This is a genomic window from Acaryochloris thomasi RCC1774 (assembly GCF_003231495.1).
Lineage (GTDB): Bacteria > Cyanobacteriota > Cyanobacteriia > Thermosynechococcales > Thermosynechococcaceae > RCC1774.
In genome coordinates this window covers 273,716-294,515 of the sequence record NZ_PQWO01000002.1, presented here as the reverse complement: position 1 = coordinate 294,515, position 20,800 = coordinate 273,716, and the positions used below count along the sequence as shown (strand labels likewise).

Here is a 20,800-nt window from a genome sequence, read left to right as displayed (position 1 = left end):
CTCACTAGTGTAGCGTATTCAAGCCTTAGCAAAGTATCTTAAACTTGACATTCAGACATCGCTTGAGTGTGATATATCAAGAATTACGCTACTTTATGAATGGGGGAGCCTTAAAACAGTGAAGACGACTCGTCATCAGGAAGCAGTATGGCTCAAGTGCATGACTACACCCAGAGGAACTGGGACGACGACGCCACACTAGATGCCCCCCTACGGGAAATTCAGGGAACCATCACAGCACAAACCCCAATGAACGCAGGCGATGAGGTCATTCTCTGTCTTCGATGTCGCGTCGATGAAGTGGAGAGTCTTGTCGAGCAGGCTGCAACCTGGAAAGCCCACATTTCTTTCTTAGCACCCGTCTCAACCAAAGTTATCTCTGCTGCTGCCCCTCCTCAGCTTTTACGCCAGATGGTCCAGCAGATCGGCACAGCCATTCAGCACAGTCTATTTCAGCAGCTCGAGCATTCTCGCTCCATCGATCCGATCACCAACATCGCAGGCCGTTCAAGGCTCAACGTGCGCCTTGAACAAGAGTGGCGACGCATGAGAAGCAATCAAATGCCCCTAGCGCTGATTTTAGGAGAATTCGATCAGCAAGAAGCTTATCGCAAGACCTATGGAAAGCAAGCTTACAATGACTGCCTCAGGCAGCTCACGAAAGCTGTAAACTCCAGCGCACGCCGCTCAGGAGATCTAGTAGCCCAATATCAGGAATCAACGCTCGCGATCCTCCTGCCAAACACCTCTCTCGATGATGCGATTTGCTTAGCAAAAAAAATTCGCTGGCGGATCAAGTCTCTAGCGATCGAAAGCGATGAAGTGCAAACTCCCCATCACTTCACCATGAGTCTCGGCATCACCAGTATTACCCCCAGTCACGCATTGACACCTGCGAACTTAGTTGCAGGCACAGAGGCTTCACTACGACAGGCCCAACGGGCTGGTGGAGACCAGCTTATCTGGCAAGAGGGAATTCTCTAGAGCATCACTAAGGTTCACGGCCTTCCTCCTTATCGTCCGACTCTACGCATTCATTTTCATCGCTAATAGTGGGGGTCTTCTCTGGAGAATAGGGGAACCAGCTTGCTCTCCAGGCCGCCTCTGCCTCCGCAGTAGTTCGCGCTTTCTGCTTCTGTACAAAATCTTTATTGAGGGCCATTAACTGCTGCGTAGCCTGACGAAGTTGATGGCGCCAAGCCATCAATTCCGAATCAGCTAACTCAATATCCGTAATCTGGAGATAAATTGCGACAACAGGCACGTTATCTTCCTCTAGCTCAGATTCCTTAGCTTCCACTAAAGCTTTCAGTAAATGGGGAGGGCTCGTGATGGGACGTCCTGCTTCATCTGCTTGTGCCGCAATCTTGAACAGGGCATCCATCGACTGAATCTCTAGGATTTGATGATCCTGCAGTAAATAATTGGCATCCCGAGACGTTTGCTGCAGAACCGCGACAATTGTGTCCTCAATCGAGTGAATCGCCAGTACTAAATGTTCAGGAACCATCCGCTGAGCATCTGCCACAAGAGTGTCTCGCAGCGTCTGCAATAAAGATTGCTGTAGTTGCCAGCCTAATCGTTGTAACCCTTGCTGTAAAGATTGCTGTTGGCTAAGCGATAGCCCCACAAAAGCCTGAGGTTCAGTTTGCGTACACAAATGATAGGCAGCACGCATAAGCTGCTTTGAAACTGACGCCCCTAGCTCTCGGAGATAATCTTGATAGAGGGAAGAAAAATGATGCACAAGCTGAGCAGCCTGAGCCTCAAGTGCCTCCAATGATTGTTGAAGTTGATGAATATTTGCACCCATAACCTGCACATTCCCTTCAAGCTACCTTTAGCTTTAGAAAAAGCATTCTCCCTGTTCTGAACGTCAGTAGCCTGAGGCTTTCAAACACACATATCCCTCAACACTCATCAAAAGGATGAACGCACAAAGGTCGAGGCAAACAACATGGCTCACCCCGACTCTCTTACAACCATCCGTCACTGATCCAACAGGATCACTAACAACAAAGAGAATGGCTTAATCTTCTGATCCTGACTCAGAGACATCCATCCCCTCGCCCAGAACAAAGCGGCTGAATCGGCGCACTTGTATATTTTCGCCCAGCTTGGAGATAGACTGCTTGACAAGCTCATCCACTGTCATACTCTGATCTTTAATAAAAGGCTGATCGAGCAGGCAAAGTTCACGCAAGGTCTTGTCCAGTTTTCCTTGAACGATTTTTTCCTTAACGTTATCAGGCTTGCCTTTCAGGGCATCAGATCCCATTGCAACAGACTTTTCGTTCTCAACAATCTCAGCAGGGACATCGTCAACCTGCACATAGACAACGTTAGGACAAGCCGCGATTTGCTTCGCAATATCTTGAACCAGCTCTTTGAAGGCATCATTGCGAGCCACAAAGTCGGTCTCACAATTGACCTCCACCATAACGCCAATTTGGCCGCCAAAGTGAATGTAGCTATCCACTAACCCTTCAGCAGTGACACGTCCTGACTTTTTGCCTGCTGATGCCAAGCCCTTCTTACGAAGGTAGGCGATCGCCTGTTCTACATCACCCTTTGTCTCCTTAAGGGCTTTTTTACAATCCATCATCCCTGCGCCGGTTTTTTCGCGCAGTTCTTTAACCTGTTGTGCGGAAATTCCTGCCATTGTGCTGCCTCAGTCTGTAAAAAAGTTACGCGTCGCTTTTGTCATTATCGCTAGGTGCGGCAACTTCGGCTACGGCTTCAGGCGCAGCTTCAGTCTCGGCCTCAACAGTAGCCTCAGGAACCGCTTCAGGCTCTGCCTCGACAGTAGCCTCAGGAACCGCTTCAGGCACAGGAGGGGCACTGGCGACATCTTCTACAGCATCAGGCGCATCATCAAAGTCACTTTGACTGACCTGCTCTTGACCACCATTACGTCCTTCTTGAATCGCATCGGCCAAACGGCCCACGATCAATTTAATAGCTCGAATCGCATCATCATTTCCAGGGATAGGAATGTCAACCCAATCAGGATCACAGTTCGTATCTAACAAAGAAACGATGGGTAATCCTAGCTTTTGGCACTCCTGAACGGCGTTGTACTCTCGCTTGATATCAACAATCACCACCACATCTGGAATCTTATTCATCAGCTTAAGACCACCCAGGTATTTCTGAAGCTTATCAAGCTCCCGCCGTAGTGACGAAGCTTCTTGCTTAGGCAGCAGGTCAAAGACGCCACTCTCATAGCGACGCTCTAGATCTTTAAGCCGTTCAATCCTCGTCTTGATGGTGGTCCAGTTCGTCAGCATCCCGCCGAGCCAACGTTGGTTAACGTAGTAACCACCACAGCGAGCCGCTTCTTCTGCAACGATTCCAGCAGCTTGACGCTTTGTCCCTACGAACAAGAACTTTTTACCTGCGGCAGAAGCTGAACGCATGTAGCTATAGGCTTCATCAACAAGCTGAGCTGTTTGCACGAGGTCGATGATATGAACACCGTTACGCTCAGTAAAAATATACGGAGCCATCTTGGGGTTCCAACGTCGGGCTTGATGACCGAAGTGAACTCCTGACTCAAGCATTTGAGCCAAACTAACAACTGGCATAATTTTCTCCTATCCGGGTTTATCCTCCACCTAAGTGCATCTTGTCCAGCGCGCTACGCCGTTAAGACACCCGAATTCTTAGGTGTGCGAATTTAGACAACCTTTAGAACTTAGCATACCGAATTGGTCTTTGAACCAAAAAGTCCTGCTCTTCTTAAATCGATGCATTAAAGCGAGCCAAAACTCAAAATGCTAGAAGCATCAAAGGGAACATATTAGAGATTACAATTTTGTCAACATTAAGATCTAACGTATGTTTGTCAGCCTCTTAGGAGTACAAGGTGCCCCAACTGCAGCGATTGGTGATTACCTCTGAACAACTGCAGGGAGAACAAATTGCCCTGACGCAGGAGCAGCAGCACTACTTGGGCCGAGTGCTGAGGCAGCAAACAGGAAGTCGCTTCATTGCCATGAACGGCAAAGGGCAGTGGTGGCTAGCGAAACTTGACTCACCAAAATCAGCACACATCCTCGAATCGCTCAACATCACAACGGAGTTAACAATCCCCGTTACTTTAATGGTCGCTCCAGCAAAGGGAAATGCTTTTGATCAAGTGGTGCGTTGTACAACAGAGCTCGGGATCAGCCGCTTAGTTCCTTTGCTCAGCGAGCGCACCCTCCTGAAACCCAGTCCGCACAAATGTCTTCGGTGGCGGCGAATCGCCATTGAAGCAGCGGAGCAATCCTGCCGTCAGGTCATTCCTGAAGTTCTTGATCCCATGTCACTCACTGCGGCTCTAAGGTGGTCGCAGCAGCGAGGCCAAACAACAGCCCAATATATTTGCGTAACAGATTCGGCGGTGTCTGGACTCCTAAGCAAACTAGCCCCCACGCAAGGCATCATCCTCATGACAGGGCCTGAGGGAGGGTGGACAACGACAGAACAGAAGCAAGCTATCCTAGCCGGTTATCGGCCTGTTTCTTTGGGGCGGCGTATTCTCAAAGCTACAACGGCTCCTATAACAGCACTATCCGTCATTGCCGCCCACCTAGAGCAGCACAGTGTTTCCGAACAGCAAGAAGGAGTAACCTAGTGGACTTAGAAATTGCAGCTGCACTCAAGCACGGCAATTATCAAGAGGTGGCTCTGTTGATTGCTAACCTGCCCCCAGACGATCCCTGGGGGCAGCTGTACCAAGCTCAACTCCACGAAGCTCAGACAGAGTGGGAATCAGCAGAATCACTTTATCGAGAACTGCTGCGTCAGGGGCATGTGCCGAAACTCGCGCTAGAGGCCCGACAAGGACTGCAGAGATTAGCGCAACGTCAGCAGGAGGAACAGCGAGATCAGACGGCACAACGACAAGTTCAGATCGCCCGAACAGTCGCTCAATCAGGACAAGGCGGGTTGGGCGTCTTGATTCTAGAAGCTCTATCGCCAGAGGTTAAAGCTGAAGTGGCACCCGCCTTTGCTCACATCATGCGGCTCGATCTTTACTCTGCCCGATTACTACTTCCCAGTCGCGGGTGGCGGTTTTATCGAACGGGAGCTATTGGCGAACTACAGGTCTACGGTCAAGAGCTACAGGACTCTAGAGTGCCCTCGTTCTGGAAATCTTTAGAGCAAGTTCGGCAGGTCAAGGTACATCAAGCTTGTTATTTCAAAACCGTCCAAGATCCAGTGCAGGTAGTAGTCACAGAGGCTCATTCCAGCAAGTCTCCTCGTGTTTTATCATTCAAGTGGTCAGAGGTTGTGCAATCCGTAACAGGGCAGCTTCCTATTTTTGAAGAGGTTGTGGATTTAGATGCACGAGGCGTTCTGCAGCGGAAAGAAAAAACCCAGGACTATGCCCAATTCCGTGATTTACATTTGCCAAGCGGCATTCTGCGCTTTTATGATGCAGCATACCAATTCAATCAAGGAGTGCCCTTAGCTGCTGATTCCTCTGAGCCTGGGACATCTTGGTCGAATTGGCGCAATCTCACAGCTTTGTGGCAGGAAAATTTACCCGATGTGCGGAGCTGGAACGAGTTTTCAACGTTTGCCGATACGATAATCGAACAAACCGATACACTCGATCGTATTGATGCCCACATCAATCTATTTCGACGAGCTGAAAGTTACTGGGATCAGGCATTTCACCTTTACAGCAGTCTGGCATACCTCAAATGAGTCCAGAGCCTTGCATTCAGAGAGGCTGAAACCCACAACCGCAGGAGGGAAGGTGCTCTGAGTGAGTTGAGTTTCTTGTTCTGTACCGTAAGGAAGGTGTTATAAACGGAGATAGACGATCTCTTCGCGATCTGACGTTTTAATCATTTACGGCCTAAATAGCTTCGTCATGAATGTCTCTGCACCCGGTTGCCCAGTCCCAGTTGAGCAGCAGCCCATGAATGAATATCGGAGTTTACAAGAATCCTGCTTTTTCCGCTGGGCAACATTAGATCGCCAAACTTTTTTGATCAGAACATTTCTCATTTGGAGCCTCGGCTGCCTCTTTTGTTTACCGATTGCAGCTGAAAGTTTCACATGGACATCTGCGCTCGCAAAATGTTTATTGGCAACAACAGCAGGCGCAACAGGATTACTAATGTTGCTCCTATTGCGCCTGTACCTGGGATGGGGATATATTTGCGACCGACTCTACAGCCCCACTATTGTTTATGAAGAAACGGGTTGGTATGACTGCCAAGCTTGGGCGAAGCCAACAGCCTCTTTGACACAGGAACGGTTGATTGTCACTTATGAACTCCGACCATTTTTACTACGCTTGCGGTATAGCTTTGTCATCCTATGTCTAACCTTGGGGGCTGAAGTGAGTTTATTGACGCTAACGTAGCTCAGTGACGTGAGGCTCTCAAGCTAACGACAGTCGAACAGAGAGCTTAATTCACAAAATAGCGTCACATTTACTCGCAGCAAATGCTAGAGTTTTACCCATGAATATGGGAAAGCGAAAGTCAACAGCAGCATTGGATATCCACCTGTTGCGGGAAGGCATTATTGAGTCAAAACACCATGCTGAAGTTGTCGTCTGCGATCAGCGGGGACGGGTTCTGTCTACAGCTGGGAATGTCGAAACAAGCTATTTTGTGCGGTCAGCGCTGAAGCCGTTCCAAGCACTTGCGGTAACAACGACAGGCACAATGGGACAGTTTGAGCTGAGCGATCGCGACCTTGCCATTGTTTGCGGTTCCCATCAGGGTAATTTAGATCAGGTACGCCAAGTCTTCAATGTTTTGTGGCGCTGTGATGTTGATCCTAGCTTACTAAAATGCCCAATTCCAAAGGGCAGCAGCAGTCCACTTCAGCATACCTGTTCTGGCAAACATGCTGGAATGCTAGCCGTCTGTCAACAGTGCAACTGGCCACTACAAACTTATCATCAGAACCGCCACCCACTTCAGCAGCTCATCTTAGCTAAGCTAGCAGAAATGCTGCAGATGCCAGCGGCCGAATTCATTGCTGCTCGCGACGACTGTGGCGTACCAACCTACTGCATGGAGCTGGCCCAAATGGCCGCTCTGTACGCAAAACTCGCAGCCGGAGATAATCTAGATCTTGAACGGATTGTGCGAGCAATGACTCACCATCCCACACTGGTCTCAGGTGCCGAGCATTTCGATACCGACTTAATGGATTTGACCGCCGGTGAGATCGTCAGTAAATCTGGGGCTGAGGGGATTCAATGCATTGGCCGCGTTAGTGAAGGAATGGGACTAGCTATCAAAGTAAAAGATGGTGCGAAGCGCGCCAAGTATGCGGCAGCTATTCATGTCCTCAAAGAACTGGGATGGATCACGCCGACAGTTGCAGATACATTAGCGGAGCAGTATCTCATTCTCAGCAACTGCAAACGTTTAGAGGTTCTAGGCGAACTGTCTATGATTTAGCCACTGAAAATATTAGCGGTTTGACATAGGTCGCGGAAAATCAAGCCAGAGAAAGCGAAGATGATCGACCGAAACCTCTCCTCTATTTTTTCACTCATTACCTTAGTGAAAGTCAAATTCACAAAAGCGGTCAGACTACCAGTTGGCGGGTGAAAGCATAAATCGTCCTCTTGCAACCTCAGTAAGGTGAATTGGCTGAATCTGGTAATAGTAGTGAGTTAAAGCTTCCTGCTCACGAAACCACACTACTGAGAAGTTCTCAGCCAATGGGCGCGAGACAGTAGCCAATAAAGGGAAACGTGATGTCGTGCTCTGACCATGAAGCCCAAACTGCTTGTAAGGAGGAAGCAGAGGTTTAGGGCTCAGACGGCGGAACTCAAAGGTAAAAACCTCAGGTCGCCAGCTTTGTTCGAGCGTGGCTCTATCGATAAGCCGATAGGGCGTATCGTTCCCAGTGCCTGCTTTTTCAAAGAAGATCTGTTCATCAATTACCAGTGCTACATGATCAAGATAGGTACGTTCACCTAGTTGATGATGAATCAGCAAAATGTCGCCAGACTCTGGCCGACCCATCACTGACACTGTCTGCTGCTGCAACCATTCCGCCATCTGTTCTGGCCCCGTCATGAAAGTGACTGGCATACGGTTAACAGACCGAGATGTTCTCAAAATCTCATAGAGCGTTCCCCAGCAGTTGGCGATGATGCTGGCTTCAAGAGGCATTCCTTTACTAGCAGGCAGCAAACCCTTTAAAGACTGGGGCAAAGGAGCTTTCTCTGCATGAAACTGATGCGTATTCAACGCCTGCATCAATGGTGGCATGAAGTCCATAAGGGTATAGTGTCGCAGGGGATCATGAGGGCTAGAGCGATGCTGCCCAATAGCATAAGCCTTCTGAAGCTGGCGCCACTGCGCTTTAGTTAGTTGCCCAAACTCAAAGTTGAGAGCAGATTGCCACACCGACAACTTCACTGGATGAGCCTGCAGCTTCCAACAGGTGTGAGGAATATCTGAAGCAGCAGCTAACACCAAATTACATCGCTGGCGGCCAACAATTGGCATTCGACGGAACTCTCCACGTACAGGCGCAGAAAAACTCACGCTTAAGATTAACCATAGAAGGGATTGAAACCCGGCAGCCAGAGTCACCCGCATCAGCCATCCCTGCTCACTTCAACAAAATAACCCATGGCGAGAGAGTGATATTCGAGAGTGAAGCGGCACTCTTCCACCATGAGATCAAGCCTAACATCCTAAAAAAAACCTTAACCAGAATAATCTCACAGCCCTGAGATGTTAATTTATGTTAACGAAAAGAAAATGAGTACAAATGCTCAATTTGCAAGTCATCTGTAGGACTACTCCCACATCCACAGTAAATTAATTTATGCACCAGATTGACGAAGAACAACTGCTGGCAGACTACGCTCAGGGTAAGCGCAACTTCCAGAATCTTGATCTCAGTAACATTCAGTTATTCGGGAAAAACCTCAAAGATATTGATTTCAGCGGCAGTAACCTCAGCCAAGCTTATTTAGCCTATTCCAATCTCAGCAATACAATTTTTCAAGGTGCAGTTTTAAAGAATATACAGCTTGAGCAAGCCAACCTAAATAGTGCAAACTTTCAAGACACGGTGCTGCACGGAATAAATTTATTCCGTGCAAGTTTTTACAATGCCAACCTCTTCAAGGCCAGGTTAATACAGATTGACCTCCGTAGCGCTGATCTTCGGCAAGCAAATCTAACTCAAGCAGTTCTTCAAGCAGTAAACCTTAGAAATGCAAACCTCATCGATACTAACTTTACGCAAGCCCAACTTATAGATACTGATCTGTTCCGTGCCCGCGGAGCCGACTTGACAAACGCATCCATTTCTCCAAGCACAATCATGTCCAACGGGTTTCCGCACGATCTAGAATCTTAGCGAACAACGCTGGCAGGTTCGCGGAGCTTGGGACGCAGAGGAGCTGTCAATGATGACTCTAAGGGCGCGCAGCCAAATCGTTCTTCTAAAATTGCCATCACTTCACGACCAAAATCATTGGGATTACGATTCCAGGCGTGCAAGCAGACTTCCGCAAACATAGATCCCAACGGCTCAGGATTCCATAGCAACTTCTTTGCAACCCACGGAAGATGAATACTCAATGGATCATAACCAGGCTTGAGCATTCCCTGCTCAAACGCATACTTTTCAAGATGAGTGTGGGGCTGTAAGCCAATGAAGAAGATAGCTGGCTCGACCTTGTCAGCACCAAAAATTCTCTCTAGCTCTCTATGATAAGCAATCGTCTGCCGAATCGTTTCAGGGCGTTCATCAATCACATTGAAAGAATAGTTCACTGAGACTAAATCATTGAACCCTGCAGCTTTCAAGTCACGACAGTTATTTAGAACCGTGCGGAGGTTATACCCCATTCGCATTTTGCGAACTAGCTCTTGCGAACCACTCGTGATCCCAATCTCAAAATAATTCATGCCAGTCTTAACCATTAGGTCACACAACTCTGGCGTCAAATTATCAGCACGGATATAAGCGGCCCAATGGATATCCGTCATGCCTGTTTCCAAAATTTTCTCTAACAATTCCACGGCATCGGGAATAAAGCGACGGGCCGGAATGAATTGAGCATCAGTAAACCAAAAGTTACGAATACCACGATTGTAAAGCTGCTGCATTTCTGCAACCACTTCATTCGCAGGATTAATCCGAACCTGCTTCCCTTCGACTACAGTGTATATACAGTAACAACAGTTATGAGGACAGCCACGCTTCGTCTGTACACCAACGTAAAAATCTTGTTCCTGTAAATAGTACTCAAATTCAGGCCAGATACGTTGAATATAGTCATAATCACAGGCCGTTTTTTCGATCGGAGTCGGCCATTCATGAATCATACGGTCTCGCGGCTGCTCTTCACCTACGATATAGCAGCGCTCATCGCGAAAATCATGACCCTGAAGCATTTTCTCTATTAGAGCTTCCCCCTCACCCACTGAAATAATTGCTCCCTGCGGCAGCATTGAACCAAGCTGTTCATAGAAAACGCTAACTGCACCGCCACCCACAACAACTTCAACATCAGGATTGTGGATTCGCGCCCGCATCAGCCCACGCTTAATAAGACCTAAATTCTGCCACAGCTCTTTGAGGTAGGTTACGGCCATCCGCAAGCCTCCTAGAGCACCTCTTACGCGCTTTAAAGGATTGCGAGCATAGTAAAATTCGAAAGCATTCTGAAGAGGATTACCGCCGCGTCCACCTACCGGCGCATAAATTTGAATATCCCGCCAAGAGAAAACCAATAGACTGGGACGAAATTCATCAATACAGCGCTCTAGTGCAGCTTTGAAATCTAGCGGGGGCACTGTACCTAAATCAAAAATTCGTTGTTCAGTTTCAGGGAAACGTTTCTGAATATGATCCGCTAAGTACACAACACCAATTGGGAAGATTGGATTGCAGGGAAGACGAACATACAGAATTCGAGCTAGCATCGAATAAGCCTATAAGAAGTTGAAGGGCTAGAGTATAGGAACATATAAACGATTATTCCGCACCTCTATGCTTAATGATAAGGCAAACTGATAGACAGAGGAGGAGCTGCATAATCTAAGCCAACGGCCCAAAGACTGGCAAAAAATTGGCCGATTAATGCTCTGCAAGAGCTGCTACCTCGTATTTATTCTGAGATGTAGCCTTGAGATTTCTCAGTAGAAGCGCCATCATATAATCACGGGTAGTGCCAAAATCAATGAACGGTAGTCCGTTTTACAGCCCTTCCAATCTCAGAGTGCTACTTTCAAAATTAGATATATGTATATCAACATCACTCATAAGATTCACTATTTATTATGGCTCAAATTATTGATCCCCTCCCTTCTGATAGCAGTGATAGCATCGTTTGCTGCTATCGCAACGTTACCAGCAAAATTCAAGTAGCCCGAATCACTAACATCCCCAACTGGTATTTTGAGCGTGTTATTTTTCCGGGGCAACACTTAGTATTTGAGTCAACACCTGAGGCGCAGTTAGAGATCCACACAGGTATGATGGCAAGCGCAATTCTATCGGATACCATTCCTTGCTATCGGCTTAGAGTCGAACAAAGTGTCTCTGCTTCCAGTCAGTTTATCCAATCACAGAATTATCAAGAAGGTGAGGCAGCATCACCAGGCGTTGCTATTCATCAAGCCTCATAGTAATTGAGAGCAGTCTCGACAAGATTGTTTTCTTGAAATATCGGTCTTTGCAAAGCAGAGGCCGATTTTTATATGTGTCGACTCCTCAAGAAAAAGCCAGTAGCAAGGATATCAAAAGTCCCCTCCCTAAAAACAGGGAGGGGACTTTCAGAACTGGCTGACGAAGAAGAAACTTCAAGCAATGATATCAATCAAAGCTAGCCAAATTGGCTAGAGGTTGATGCAATGATGAAGGCCGCATAGGTCAGAACATAACCAACGGAAAAGTGCACTAAGCCAACAAGACGAGCTTGAACGATAGATAGTGCAACTGGCTTATCCTTCCACTGAATTAGGTTGGCTAGTGGCGTACGCTGATGTGCCCAAACGAGGGTTTCAATCAGCTCTTGCCAATAACCACGCCAAGAGATCAGGAACATGAAGCCTGTAGCCCACACAAGGTGGCCGAACAGGAACATCCAAGCCCAAACCGCAAGACTATTCATGCCGAAGGGGTTATAACCATTGATTAACTGCGAAGAGTTTGCCCACAGGTAATCTCGGAACCAGCCCATCAGGTAGGTGGAACTTTCGTTAAAACGAGCCACATTACCTTGCCAAACAGCAAGGTGCTTCCAATGCCAATAGAACGTTATCCACCCAAGTGTATTGAGCATCCAGAACATTGACAGATAGAAGGAATCCCAACCCGAGATATCGCAAGTGCCACCACGACCAGGACCATCACAAGGGAAAGCGTAGCCGAAGTCTTTTTTGTCCGGCATTAGCTTAGAACCTCTGGCATCCAATGCACCTTTGACCAAGATCAAAGTAGTGGTGTGGAGACCCAGAGCAATTGCGTGGTGAACCAAGAAGTCACCAGGACCGATCGTTAGGAATGGAGACAAAGCATTGCCACCACCGTTGACAGCCTCTAGCCAACCTGGCAACCAAACGTCACCATTATTGGGCCATGCTGTATAAGCAACGCTACCTGTATTAGAGAGCAGCGTATCAAACCCGTAAAGCAATTTACCGTGAGCAGCTTGTACCCACTGCGCAAATACAGGCTCCACTAAAATCTGCTTCTCAGGTGTCCCAAAGGCAACGACAACGTCGTTATGGCAGTAGATGCCTAAGGTATGGAAACCGAGCAGCAGGGAAACCCAGCTCAGGTGAGAGATGATTGCCTCTTTATGATCAAGCGCACGAGCCAAGACGTTATTCTTGTTCGCTTCTGGATCATAATCACGGACGAAGAAAATCGCGCCGTGGGCAAATGCACCCACCATCAAGAAACCCGCAATATACTCATGGTGCGTAAATAACGCAGCCTGTGTCGTATAGTCCTGCGCGATGAAAGCGTAGGACGGCAGAGCGTACATATGCTGAGCCACAACAGAGGTGATCACACCGAGACAAGCAAGGTGCCAAGCCAACTGAAAGTGGAGAGACTCATTGTAGGTATCGTAGATACCTTTATGGGCATTGCCGAGCCATCCTTTGGGAGGATTGTGAGTCTCAAGGATGTCCTTCATGCTGTGGCCAATACCAAATTGGGTCTTATACATATGACCCGCAATGATGAACAGAGCCGCAATCGCCAAATGGTGATGGGCAATGTCTGTTAACCACAGAGACTCAGTTTGAGGATGAAAACCACCCACAAACGTCAAGATCGCAGTTCCCGCACCTTCACTGGTACCAAATAAATGGCCAGCGGTATCTGGGTTCTGGGCATAGACTCCCCAGCGACCCGTAAAGAAAGGCGACAAACCTGCAGGGTGAGGCAAGGTGGATAGGAAGTTATCCCAACCCACATGCTGCCCGCGAGATTCGGGAATCGCAACGTGAATCAAGTGACCAGTCCAAGCGAGAGAACTCACACCAAATAGACCGGCTAAGTGATGGTTCATCTGTGATTCAGCATTTCTGAACCAAGACAAGCTGGGACGGTACTTGGGCTGTAGATGAAGCCAACCTGCGAACAGATAGAAGCAGGAAAGCACCATCAGAAAGATGCAGCCCATGTAAAGGTCAGCATTGGTTCGCATACCAATGGTGTACCACCAGTGGTAAACGCCCGAATAGGCGACATCTACAGGACCAGAGGCACCCGCCTGCGTAAACGCATCAACAGCGGGTTGACCAAAATGAGGATCCCAAATCGCGTGGGCGATGGGACGTACGTTCAGCGGATCTTGGATCCACTGTTCAAAGTTGCCTTGCCAAGCTACATGAAAGATTGTGCCTGAGGCCCACAGGAAAATAATGGCGAGATGACCAAAATGAGTTGCGAAAACCTTTTGATAAAGGTTCTCCTCTGTCATCCCATCATGAGTTTCAAAGTCGTGGGCTGTGGCAATCCCGTACCAAATCCGACGAGTAGTCGGATCTTGAGCGAGATCTTGGCTAAATTTAGGAAATTTAGTTGCCATAACTGTTTTAGAGTCCTCCTCGCTCCTATCCTACTGCAATCATTCGAGCCAGGAAGAATGCCCAAGTTGTGGCAATTCCACCGACGAGATAGTGGGTAACCCCTACTGCTCGACCCTGAATAATGCTCAAAGCACGAGGCTGAATAGCGGGAGCAACTTTAAGCTTATTGTGAGCCCAAACGATTGATTCAATCAGCTCTTGCCAATAACCACGGCCACTGAACAAGAACATCAGACTGAATGCCCACAGGAAGTGAGCAGCCAGGAACATCAGACCATAGGCTGACAAAGCTGTCCCGTAGGAATTGATGACCTGAGGCGTTTGTGACCAAAGGAAATCTCTTAGCCAACCATTGATGCAGATCGCACTCTGAGCGAAATTTCCGCCCGTAATGTGGGAAACAGCACCATTATCTGAGACAGTACCCCAGACGTCAGACTGCATCTTCCAGCTGAAGTGGAAAATCGTGACTGAGATGGAGTTGTACATCCAGAACAGACCAAGGAATACATGGTCCCAAGCAGAGACCTGACATGTGCCACCGCGACCGGGGCCATCACAAGGGAATCTAAAGCCAAGGCTACCCTTATCTGGAATCAGACGAGAGCTGCGGGCATAGAGAACACCCTTGAGCAGAATCAGCACAGTCACGTGAATTGTAAAGGCGTGAATGTGGTGAACCATGAAGTCCGCTGTTCCTAAAGGAATAGCACTCATGGCAACTTTTCCACCCACGGCAACAGTGTCGCCACCCCAGACAACGCTGGTGGCAGCTTCAGCCAATGGTGCCCGAACGGAACCCGCGGCAGAAGCGTTGATGGACTGAACCCACTGGGCGAAAATAGGTTGAATCTGAATCGCCGTATCAGAGAACATATCTTGAGGGCGACCCAAGGCTCTCATGGTGTCGTTATGAATGTAGAGACCGAAGCTGTGAAAGCCCAGCCAAATACAAACCCAGTTGAGATGCGAAATAATAGCATCTCGGTGCCTTAGAACTCGGTCAAGCAGATTATTCTGACTTACGGCAGGATCGTAGTCACGAACCATGAAAATGCCGGCGTGAGCAGCTGCACCACAGATAATCAATCCACCAATCCACATGTGATGGGTGTAGATAGATAGCTGAGTGGCGTAATCTGTTGCCAGGTAAGGGTAGGGCGGCATGGCGTACATATGCTGGGCCACCACAATGCTGAGGGAACCAAGCAATGCAAGGTTCACAGCAAGCTGTGCGTGCCAGGACGTCGTCATGATTTCGTAAAGCCCTTTGTGGCCGTCACCTGTGAAGGGGCCCTTATGGCCTTCTAGGATTTCCTTCATGCTGTGACCAATACCCCAGTTGGTGCGGTACATGTGACCCGCAACAATCAAGAGCACACCTAAGGCAAGGTGATGGTGAATCACGTCAGTTAGCCAAAGACTTCCTGTGGTCGGGTTAAGACCACCTTTGAAGGTGAGGAAGTCGGAGTAAACACCCCAGTTAAGGCTGAAGAATGGACCAATACCCTGGGCAAAGCTAGGGTACATATCGGCCATAAACGCCTTATCCATGACGTAGGAGCGAGCCAACGGAATATCCGTTACACCCGAATCCAACATGGTGTTGACAGGCAACGAAACGTGAATCAGGTGGCCAGCCCATCCTAAAGAACCACAGCCGAGCAAAACGGCTAGGTGGTGGTTCATCATGGCCTCTACATTCTGGAACCATTCCAGAGAGGGAGCTGCCTTGTGGTAGTGGAAAAAGCCACCGTGAAAGACTAAGCCAGCCATTACAAGGGCCCCAATGGCCAGGCAGGTTAGCTCGTAGGACGATGAAACGCCCCACGCACGCCAGATTTGAAAGAATCCAGAGGTGATCTGGATTCCGTGGTAACCACCACCCAAATCCGCGTTTAAGATATCTTGACCCACGATGGGCCAGACGACTTGGGCACCAGGCTTAATGCCAGTGGGATTGGCCAACCAAGCCTCGTAGTTAGAAAAGCGTGCCCCGTGATAGAAGGAGCCGCTCAACCAAACAAAGATAATCGCCAAGTGGCCAAAATGGGCACTAAAAACTTTGCGTGATATATCTTCTAGATTGGAATTTTTATGTGTATCAAAGTCGTGAGCAAGAGCATGGAGGTTCCAAATCCACGTGGTGGTTTTGGGCCCCTTCTCTAGAGTCTGATGAAAATGACCAGCTTTTGACATGACGTCAAGATCAGCTGGCACTGCCGCTCTAGTCTCTCGCCCCCCTGGGCTAGTTGTCATTGAGACTCTCCTCTCTTTAGACAAGCAAGGAACGAAGACGTACCGTCCCGGACAATCTCAGAGCTGAATTCAGCTGCTGTAAAACAGACGACCGATGACAGACGTAAAAAGTTTAAGTGCATGAACTTATCCATATATAACGTCATCATGGCTTTACATTCCGCAAAGAATGAAACGAGTCAATCTGCGAGACAGAGCGCTGATGACAGCCAAGAGAACTGTACGGGAAGGGTTCTCTCTAAGAAATTATAGGAGTCCAGTAGATTTTTTCGAGGGAATTAACATTAATTAAGGTGCTTCGACGGTCAAACCCTGATTCACTCGTGAATAACAAAGGTTAACAAAAAATCCAGCAATCTTTACATAAAGAGAACAAAGGCATTGATTGTTAACTTTGCTTTGGTGTTGGTGTCTTGTGCAAGTGTAGTTACTCCACAAATGGACCTCGCATAAGGACGGGAGTGCTTTACGAGGGGGGTGGGCGGCATCTCTTAGTACTGGGCGGCGTGAAATTCCAGTTTTGCTCAGAGGCGGTCGTCTGCCGATCTTGCCCCCATTCTGCTTGAATTTATGGGTTGAGACTTAGCTGCAATGGAAAAGATTGGTGGCGATGGATTCCTGGCTAGAGGAAGAGTTTTTTCCGGTATAGTGCCTCTAGAGCAATACTTTGGATTCTAAATACCGGGAGTGTGCAGGGCGTGTATCGTAGCGGCGGTAGAGAAACGCGGTGGGCTTGGATCAGGCAACTGATGCTTGTTGCAATCATTTTTGCGTTCGTCACGGGTGTATCGATTGAGGCAATGGCTGCAGAAGATGCAGGAGTAGGCATTTTCTCGAAGCTTCAAGCAAGTCGCAATGTTGAAATTTTTGAGGTTTCACCGCCGGAGGTGATTCAAGAGTTGCGTTCGCTGTTGTCATCGCGCCAACCACAGGTCGAAATTTTAAGTCCAAGGGCTGATCAGGTGGTTGAAGATAGGACTGTTAGCGTAGATCTGCAGGTGGAGGGTTTGCCCATCTTTAAGAATGCGGAACTGGGTCTTGGACCTCATCTACGTCTTTTTGTAGATGACCAGCCGGGTCAGGCTATCTACGATTTGCTGGAGCCGGTGACTTTGGGGAAGTTGAAGCCTGGGACACATACGTTGCGAGTGTTGGCAGTTTATCCCTGGTTTGAGAGCTTTAAAAATCAGGGAGCCTATGCTGAGGTGACGTTTCACGTTTTCACTAAAACGCGTGACAACCAACCAACGTCTACCCACCCCCTACTAACCTATAACCAACCTCAAGATTTTTTGGGTGCAGAACCTGTACTGCTGGATTTTTACGTAAGTGGCCTACCGAAGAGTGAGACAGGCTCTGACCGCCAATCAGACGTTTTCCCTGGGCAGGTACGGGTAACCGTCAACGATAATAGCTTTTTAATACCGGGCTGGAAGTCGCTGTATTTAGAAGGGTTGCACTCAGGGACAAACTGGGTTCGCCTAGAGCTTTTGGATGAGAAGGGCGTTGCGATCGCAAACACCTATAACGAGACGGTCCGCCTAGTGGATCTGCAGTCTGACGGCCAAGACAGCTTGGCTCAGATCGTGCGAGGAGACTTAACCACATCCCAGGCCCAGGGCATCGTTGATCCAGACTATCGACCGGCCCCCATTGTGGAGGTAGCAGCGCCCGAACCGACCGTTGATGAATTACCTGAACTTGATTCAATAGAGTCTGGCGCTGCAGAGCCTTCTGAGAAGACGCCAGCATTGACCCCAGAGCAGCCGGACCTGCCCGCCAGCGTTGTTGAGATAGATGAACAGGAAGCCACGCCTCCTGAGGTCACACCGCCTGAAAAACCTGACAGCCTTCCAGAACGGGTCACAACAACACCTTTAGAGACAGAAGCGTCTGGTGATTTGGACGCCATTACCGAGTAGGTCAACCTGCGATCTCTGCAGCGGCTGGCTCAGGTCACGCGCGTGGGGTTCGATTTTAATTGCGCCAGACACGGCAGGTGATGTTTCTATTCCTATCTAAGCTTTTACCTCTATTCTTTTACCCCCTGGGGCTGAGCTGCCTGTGTTTGGGGATCGCAGCGTTTACGTTTTGGCGTCGGCCTCGATTTGCGGCGGGGGCAGTAGCACTAGCGCTCTCGATTTTGCTATTGGCATCCAATACGTTTTTGGCACGCGGGCTGGTGCGGTCGCTGGAGCGTCAGTTTTTGCCGCCTGCGGCTGTTCCCCGAGCGGAGGCGATCGTTGTCTTGGGCGGCTGTACGCGATCTAGGCTCTCACCGCGTCCCTGGATAGAGATCCCAGAATCAGGGGATCGACTGCTGTATGGTGCCAAACTCTACCGAGAAGGGCGGGCTCCTCGGCTCATTCTGACCGGCGGTCGGATCGAGTGGCAGCGGCCAGGGGAAGCAGAATCAATGGATATGGCGGAATTGATTGAGACAATGGGGGTGCCCCGTTCTGCCATCTTGCAAGATCCTTTAGCACTCAATACTCGAGAGAATGCAGTCAATGTCAAAAAAATTCTGGAGGCCAATCAGCTTCAAGGGCACGTTCTTTTGGTCACATCAGCGATCCACATGCCGAGGTCTATTGCTATCTTTCGGCATTTAGAGATAGATGCGATCGCAACTCCCACTGACTTTTTAGTCGCAGATCTCGGCCAGCGCCCAAGCATCATGACCAGCCTGCTAGAAATGGTCCCCAGCGTAGAAGCCCTTGAGATGACGACGCGCGCCTGCAAAGAATACCTGGGTGGGTGGATCTATCACCTACGAGGATGGCTCTAAAATCTGACCAGAGTTGACCATGAAGACAATTTCGACTTCTATGATTGAGAGAACAGGTATTTCGGTAGTTTTACGGATATCTTTGCTCAAGCCTATCGGTACACTCAGTATTTATACAGGCTCATGTCTGCCTTCTGATCTGCAACAACAATGTCTCAACAACAGATCCGTTCTTCATCGGCTCCATCCTCACCTCAACCTAAGGAGCGGGTGGTGTCTTGGAAGATGACACAATGCCTGAATCCCGACTGCCTACATTCCAACCCCAACACCGTTGAACGTTGTCAGCGCTGCCAATCTAAGCTGCTGCTCAGCGATCGTTATCGAGCCGTTCGGACCATCGGCTCCGGTGGTTTTGCCTGTGCTTTCGCAGCCGTTGACGAACACCGGCTGCGCACTCCCTGCGTGATCAAGCAGTTCTTGCCACGCCAGCAAAATCACGAAATCTTGCAAACCTCCATGAATCTGTTCAAGCAGGAGGCACATATTCTCAGGGATCTGGGGAATCATCCCCAGATCCCCGCACTCCTAGCTTTTTTTGAGCAAGAACAGCGATTCTATCTCGTCCAAGAGTTTATTGATGGACTCAGTCTGTTTGAGGTCCTGGCCACTCAGGGTGCCTTCAGCGAACAGCAGGTTCGCTCTGTTTTCGGTCAACTTCTGCCCCTGCTTCAATTTGTACATGAGCGGCAGGTGATTCACCGCGACATTAAGCTCAGCAATATTATTCGGCAACCCGACAGCAGCCTAGTCCTGATCGACTTTGGCGGTTCGATGGCCGCTAGCGCAGACTTTCGCTCGATTACCGGCACCCCGGGCTATGCGGCCCCTGAGCAGCTCCAAGGGCGGGTTTGTCCCGCAAGCGACCTCTATAGTTTAGGCGTCATTGGTCTACGATTGTTGATGGCAAGTTTGCCACAAGATGATGGTTCTGACCCCCTATTTGACCCACAGCGCCAGCAATGGTGTCCGCTTCCCACCCACATTAGCCCCGAGTTTCAGCAGATTTTATCAAAGCTCCTGCAGCAAAACGTAGAGGAACGCTATTCGTCAGCAGCACATGTTCTTGAAGATTTAGCCCCAGAGACTCCAGCACCCAAGAGTACGCCAAGCGGCCCTGTCACAACTCAGCGTGACCGAGTTCTATTAAGGAGTGCTGCTGGTCTTGATTATCGTCCGTTACGCAACCTACTGGCGGCCGAGAATTACCGAGAAGCAGACCAAGAAACTTGGCATTTACTGCTGCAGGCAGCGGATCGGCAGGCGGAAGGAAGTCTTAGCCTCGGATCGCTTCGTAAAATTCCCCAGCCAGATCTAGAAACATTAGATCAGCTTTGGCAGACCTTTAGTCACGGTCAGTTTGGTTTTACAGTACAAAAACAGATTTACCAAGGGCTGGGAGGGAAAACGGCCTTTGACTATCCTCTATGGACGGCCTTCGGACAGCAGGTGGGTTGGTGTGTTGATCGCCAGTGGATTAATTACAGTCACTTAGGCTTCAGCACCCAAGCGCCACGGGGCAGCTTCCCGGCTTGCTTTGCCGATCCCCTCAACCGCACAGGCTTTGCCCGCGGTGCCTGTGGATGGTGGCGAGTGGGCTTCGTCACTTTAATAGAACGCTTAGGCCATCCAGGACATCAGGCAGAGACTTGGCTCTAGACGGAATTTTCTCCTGAGGACGGATGATCTTGGTAACCTTGAGGTGGGA

The 20,800-nt window shown here is 49.0% G+C and carries 17 protein-coding genes; 10 read left to right on the top strand and 7 right to left on the bottom strand.

Annotation, left to right across the window (positions count from 1 at the left end):
* The first annotated feature begins 147 nt into the window (after positions 1-147).
* Complete coding sequence (locus C1752_RS04270) at positions 148-984, top strand: diguanylate cyclase domain-containing protein (protein WP_110984809.1); 837 nt, start codon at positions 148-150, stop codon at positions 982-984.
* A gap of 7 nt (positions 985-991) precedes the next feature.
* Here the strand turns inward: C1752_RS04270 and C1752_RS04265 are convergent, their stop codons facing one another.
* The 3 genes from C1752_RS04265 to rpsB all read right to left on the bottom strand — a co-directional run bounded on the left by C1752_RS04265 (position 992) and on the right by rpsB (position 3,587).
* Positions 992-1,813, bottom strand: coding sequence for a hypothetical protein (locus tag C1752_RS04265; RefSeq protein WP_110984808.1), 822 nt, complete (start codon positions 1,811-1,813; stop codon positions 992-994).
* Positions 1,814-2,029: 216 nt separating this feature from the next.
* Entirely contained in the window at positions 2,030-2,662 is a 633-nt protein-coding gene (tsf, locus tag C1752_RS04260; protein WP_110984807.1) for a translation elongation factor Ts, read from the bottom strand.
* A 25-nt stretch (positions 2,663-2,687) separates the two neighbouring features.
* Positions 2,688-3,587, bottom strand: a complete 900-nt coding sequence (rpsB, locus tag C1752_RS04255) for a 30S ribosomal protein S2 (protein WP_110984806.1) — start codon at positions 3,585-3,587, stop codon at positions 2,688-2,690.
* Between the two features lie 281 nt (positions 3,588-3,868).
* On the opposite strand from rpsB, the gene C1752_RS04250 reads away from it, so the two are divergent.
* The 4 genes from C1752_RS04250 to C1752_RS04235 all read left to right on the top strand — a co-directional run bounded on the left by C1752_RS04250 (position 3,869) and on the right by C1752_RS04235 (position 7,421).
* Positions 3,869-4,621: a 16S rRNA (uracil(1498)-N(3))-methyltransferase gene (locus tag C1752_RS04250; RefSeq protein WP_110984805.1), complete on the top strand. Its 753-nt coding sequence runs from the start codon at positions 3,869-3,871 to the stop codon at positions 4,619-4,621.
* Positions 4,621-5,700 carry a hypothetical protein gene (locus tag C1752_RS04245; RefSeq protein ID WP_110984804.1) on the top strand — a complete coding sequence of 360 codons (1,080 nt, stop codon included), beginning with the start codon at positions 4,621-4,623 and terminating at the stop codon, positions 5,698-5,700. The genes C1752_RS04250 and C1752_RS04245 overlap by 1 nt, the downstream gene beginning before the upstream one ends.
* Before the next feature lie 169 nt (positions 5,701-5,869).
* Complete coding sequence (locus tag C1752_RS04240; protein WP_110984803.1) at positions 5,870-6,367, top strand: CGLD27 family protein; 498 nt, start codon at positions 5,870-5,872, stop codon at positions 6,365-6,367.
* A gap of 100 nt (positions 6,368-6,467) precedes the next feature.
* A complete protein-coding gene (locus C1752_RS04235) occupies positions 6,468-7,421 on the top strand; it encodes an asparaginase (protein WP_110984802.1) in 954 nt (317 codons plus the stop codon).
* A gap of 135 nt (positions 7,422-7,556) precedes the next feature.
* On the opposite strand, the gene C1752_RS04230 is transcribed toward C1752_RS04235, so the two are convergent.
* Complete coding sequence (locus C1752_RS04230; RefSeq protein WP_146242270.1) at positions 7,557-8,483, bottom strand: hypothetical protein; 927 nt, start codon at positions 8,481-8,483, stop codon at positions 7,557-7,559.
* A 325-nt stretch (positions 8,484-8,808) separates the two neighbouring features.
* Here C1752_RS04230 and C1752_RS04225 point away from each other — a divergent pair, with 325 nt between their 5' ends.
* Positions 8,809-9,348, top strand: a complete 540-nt coding sequence (locus C1752_RS04225; protein ID WP_110984800.1) for a pentapeptide repeat-containing protein — start codon at positions 8,809-8,811, stop codon at positions 9,346-9,348.
* Here C1752_RS04225 and C1752_RS04220 read toward each other — a convergent pair.
* A complete protein-coding gene (locus tag C1752_RS04220) occupies positions 9,345-10,922 on the bottom strand; it encodes a photosystem II high light acclimation radical SAM protein (protein WP_110984799.1) in 1,578 nt (525 codons plus the stop codon). The two genes, C1752_RS04225 and C1752_RS04220, sit on opposite strands and share 4 nt — an antisense overlap.
* A gap of 357 nt (positions 10,923-11,279) precedes the next feature.
* On the opposite strand from C1752_RS04220, the gene C1752_RS04215 reads away from it, so the two are divergent.
* A complete protein-coding gene (locus C1752_RS04215; RefSeq protein WP_110984798.1) occupies positions 11,280-11,627 on the top strand; it encodes a DUF1830 domain-containing protein in 348 nt (115 codons plus the stop codon).
* 197 nt (positions 11,628-11,824) lie between these two features.
* On the opposite strand, the gene psaB is transcribed toward C1752_RS04215, so the two are convergent.
* Positions 11,825-14,044: a photosystem I core protein PsaB gene (gene psaB / locus C1752_RS04210; protein ID WP_110984797.1), complete on the bottom strand. Its 2,220-nt coding sequence runs from the start codon at positions 14,042-14,044 to the stop codon at positions 11,825-11,827.
* 25 nt (positions 14,045-14,069) lie between these two features.
* Entirely contained in the window at positions 14,070-16,244 is a 2,175-nt protein-coding gene (gene psaA / locus C1752_RS04205; RefSeq protein WP_370664146.1) for a photosystem I core protein PsaA, read from the bottom strand.
* Positions 16,245-17,053: 809 nt separating this feature from the next.
* Between psaA and C1752_RS04200 the strand changes: the two genes are divergently transcribed.
* The 3 genes from C1752_RS04200 (at position 17,054) to C1752_RS04190 (ending at position 20,751) form a co-directional block, all read left to right on the top strand.
* Positions 17,054-18,226, top strand: coding sequence for a hypothetical protein (locus C1752_RS04200; RefSeq protein ID WP_110984795.1), 1,173 nt, complete (start codon positions 17,054-17,056; stop codon positions 18,224-18,226).
* A gap of 80 nt (positions 18,227-18,306) precedes the next feature.
* A complete protein-coding gene (locus C1752_RS04195) occupies positions 18,307-19,092 on the top strand; it encodes a YdcF family protein (protein ID WP_110984794.1) in 786 nt (261 codons plus the stop codon).
* 150 nt (positions 19,093-19,242) lie between these two features.
* A complete protein-coding gene (locus tag C1752_RS04190) occupies positions 19,243-20,751 on the top strand; it encodes a serine/threonine-protein kinase (protein WP_233501326.1) in 1,509 nt (502 codons plus the stop codon).
* The last annotated feature ends 49 nt before the right edge of the window (positions 20,752-20,800 follow it).

Bases quoted from the DNA above. Each gene is read 5' to 3' on its own strand.
- C1752_RS04270 (WP_110984809.1), top strand. From the start codon at position 148: ATGGCTCAAGTGCATGACTACACCCAGAGGAACTGGGACGACGACGCC.
- C1752_RS04265 (WP_110984808.1), bottom strand. From the start codon at position 1,813: ATGGGTGCAAATATTCATCAACTTCAACAATCATTGGAGGCACTTGAG.
- tsf (WP_110984807.1), bottom strand. From the start codon at position 2,662: ATGGCAGGAATTTCCGCACAACAGGTTAAAGAACTGCGCGAAAAAACC.
- rpsB (WP_110984806.1), bottom strand. From the start codon at position 3,587: ATGCCAGTTGTTAGTTTGGCTCAAATGCTTGAGTCAGGAGTTCACTTC.
- C1752_RS04240 (WP_110984803.1), top strand. From the start codon at position 5,870: ATGAATGTCTCTGCACCCGGTTGCCCAGTCCCAGTTGAGCAGCAGCCC.
- C1752_RS04235 (WP_110984802.1), top strand. From the start codon at position 6,468: ATGAATATGGGAAAGCGAAAGTCAACAGCAGCATTGGATATCCACCTG.
- C1752_RS04230 (WP_146242270.1), bottom strand. From the start codon at position 8,483: ATGCCAATTGTTGGCCGCCAGCGATGTAATTTGGTGTTAGCTGCTGCT.
- C1752_RS04225 (WP_110984800.1), top strand. From the start codon at position 8,809: ATGCACCAGATTGACGAAGAACAACTGCTGGCAGACTACGCTCAGGGT.
- C1752_RS04220 (WP_110984799.1), bottom strand. From the start codon at position 10,922: ATGCTAGCTCGAATTCTGTATGTTCGTCTTCCCTGCAATCCAATCTTC.
- C1752_RS04215 (WP_110984798.1), top strand. From the start codon at position 11,280: ATGGCTCAAATTATTGATCCCCTCCCTTCTGATAGCAGTGATAGCATC.
- psaB (WP_110984797.1), bottom strand. From the start codon at position 14,044: ATGGCAACTAAATTTCCTAAATTTAGCCAAGATCTCGCTCAAGATCCG.
- psaA (WP_370664146.1), bottom strand. From the start codon at position 16,244: ATGTCAAAAGCTGGTCATTTTCATCAGACTCTAGAGAAGGGGCCCAAA.
- C1752_RS04200 (WP_110984795.1), top strand. From the start codon at position 17,054: ATGCTTGTTGCAATCATTTTTGCGTTCGTCACGGGTGTATCGATTGAG.
- C1752_RS04195 (WP_110984794.1), top strand. From the start codon at position 18,307: ATGTTTCTATTCCTATCTAAGCTTTTACCTCTATTCTTTTACCCCCTG.
- C1752_RS04190 (WP_233501326.1), top strand. From the start codon at position 19,243: ATGTCTCAACAACAGATCCGTTCTTCATCGGCTCCATCCTCACCTCAA.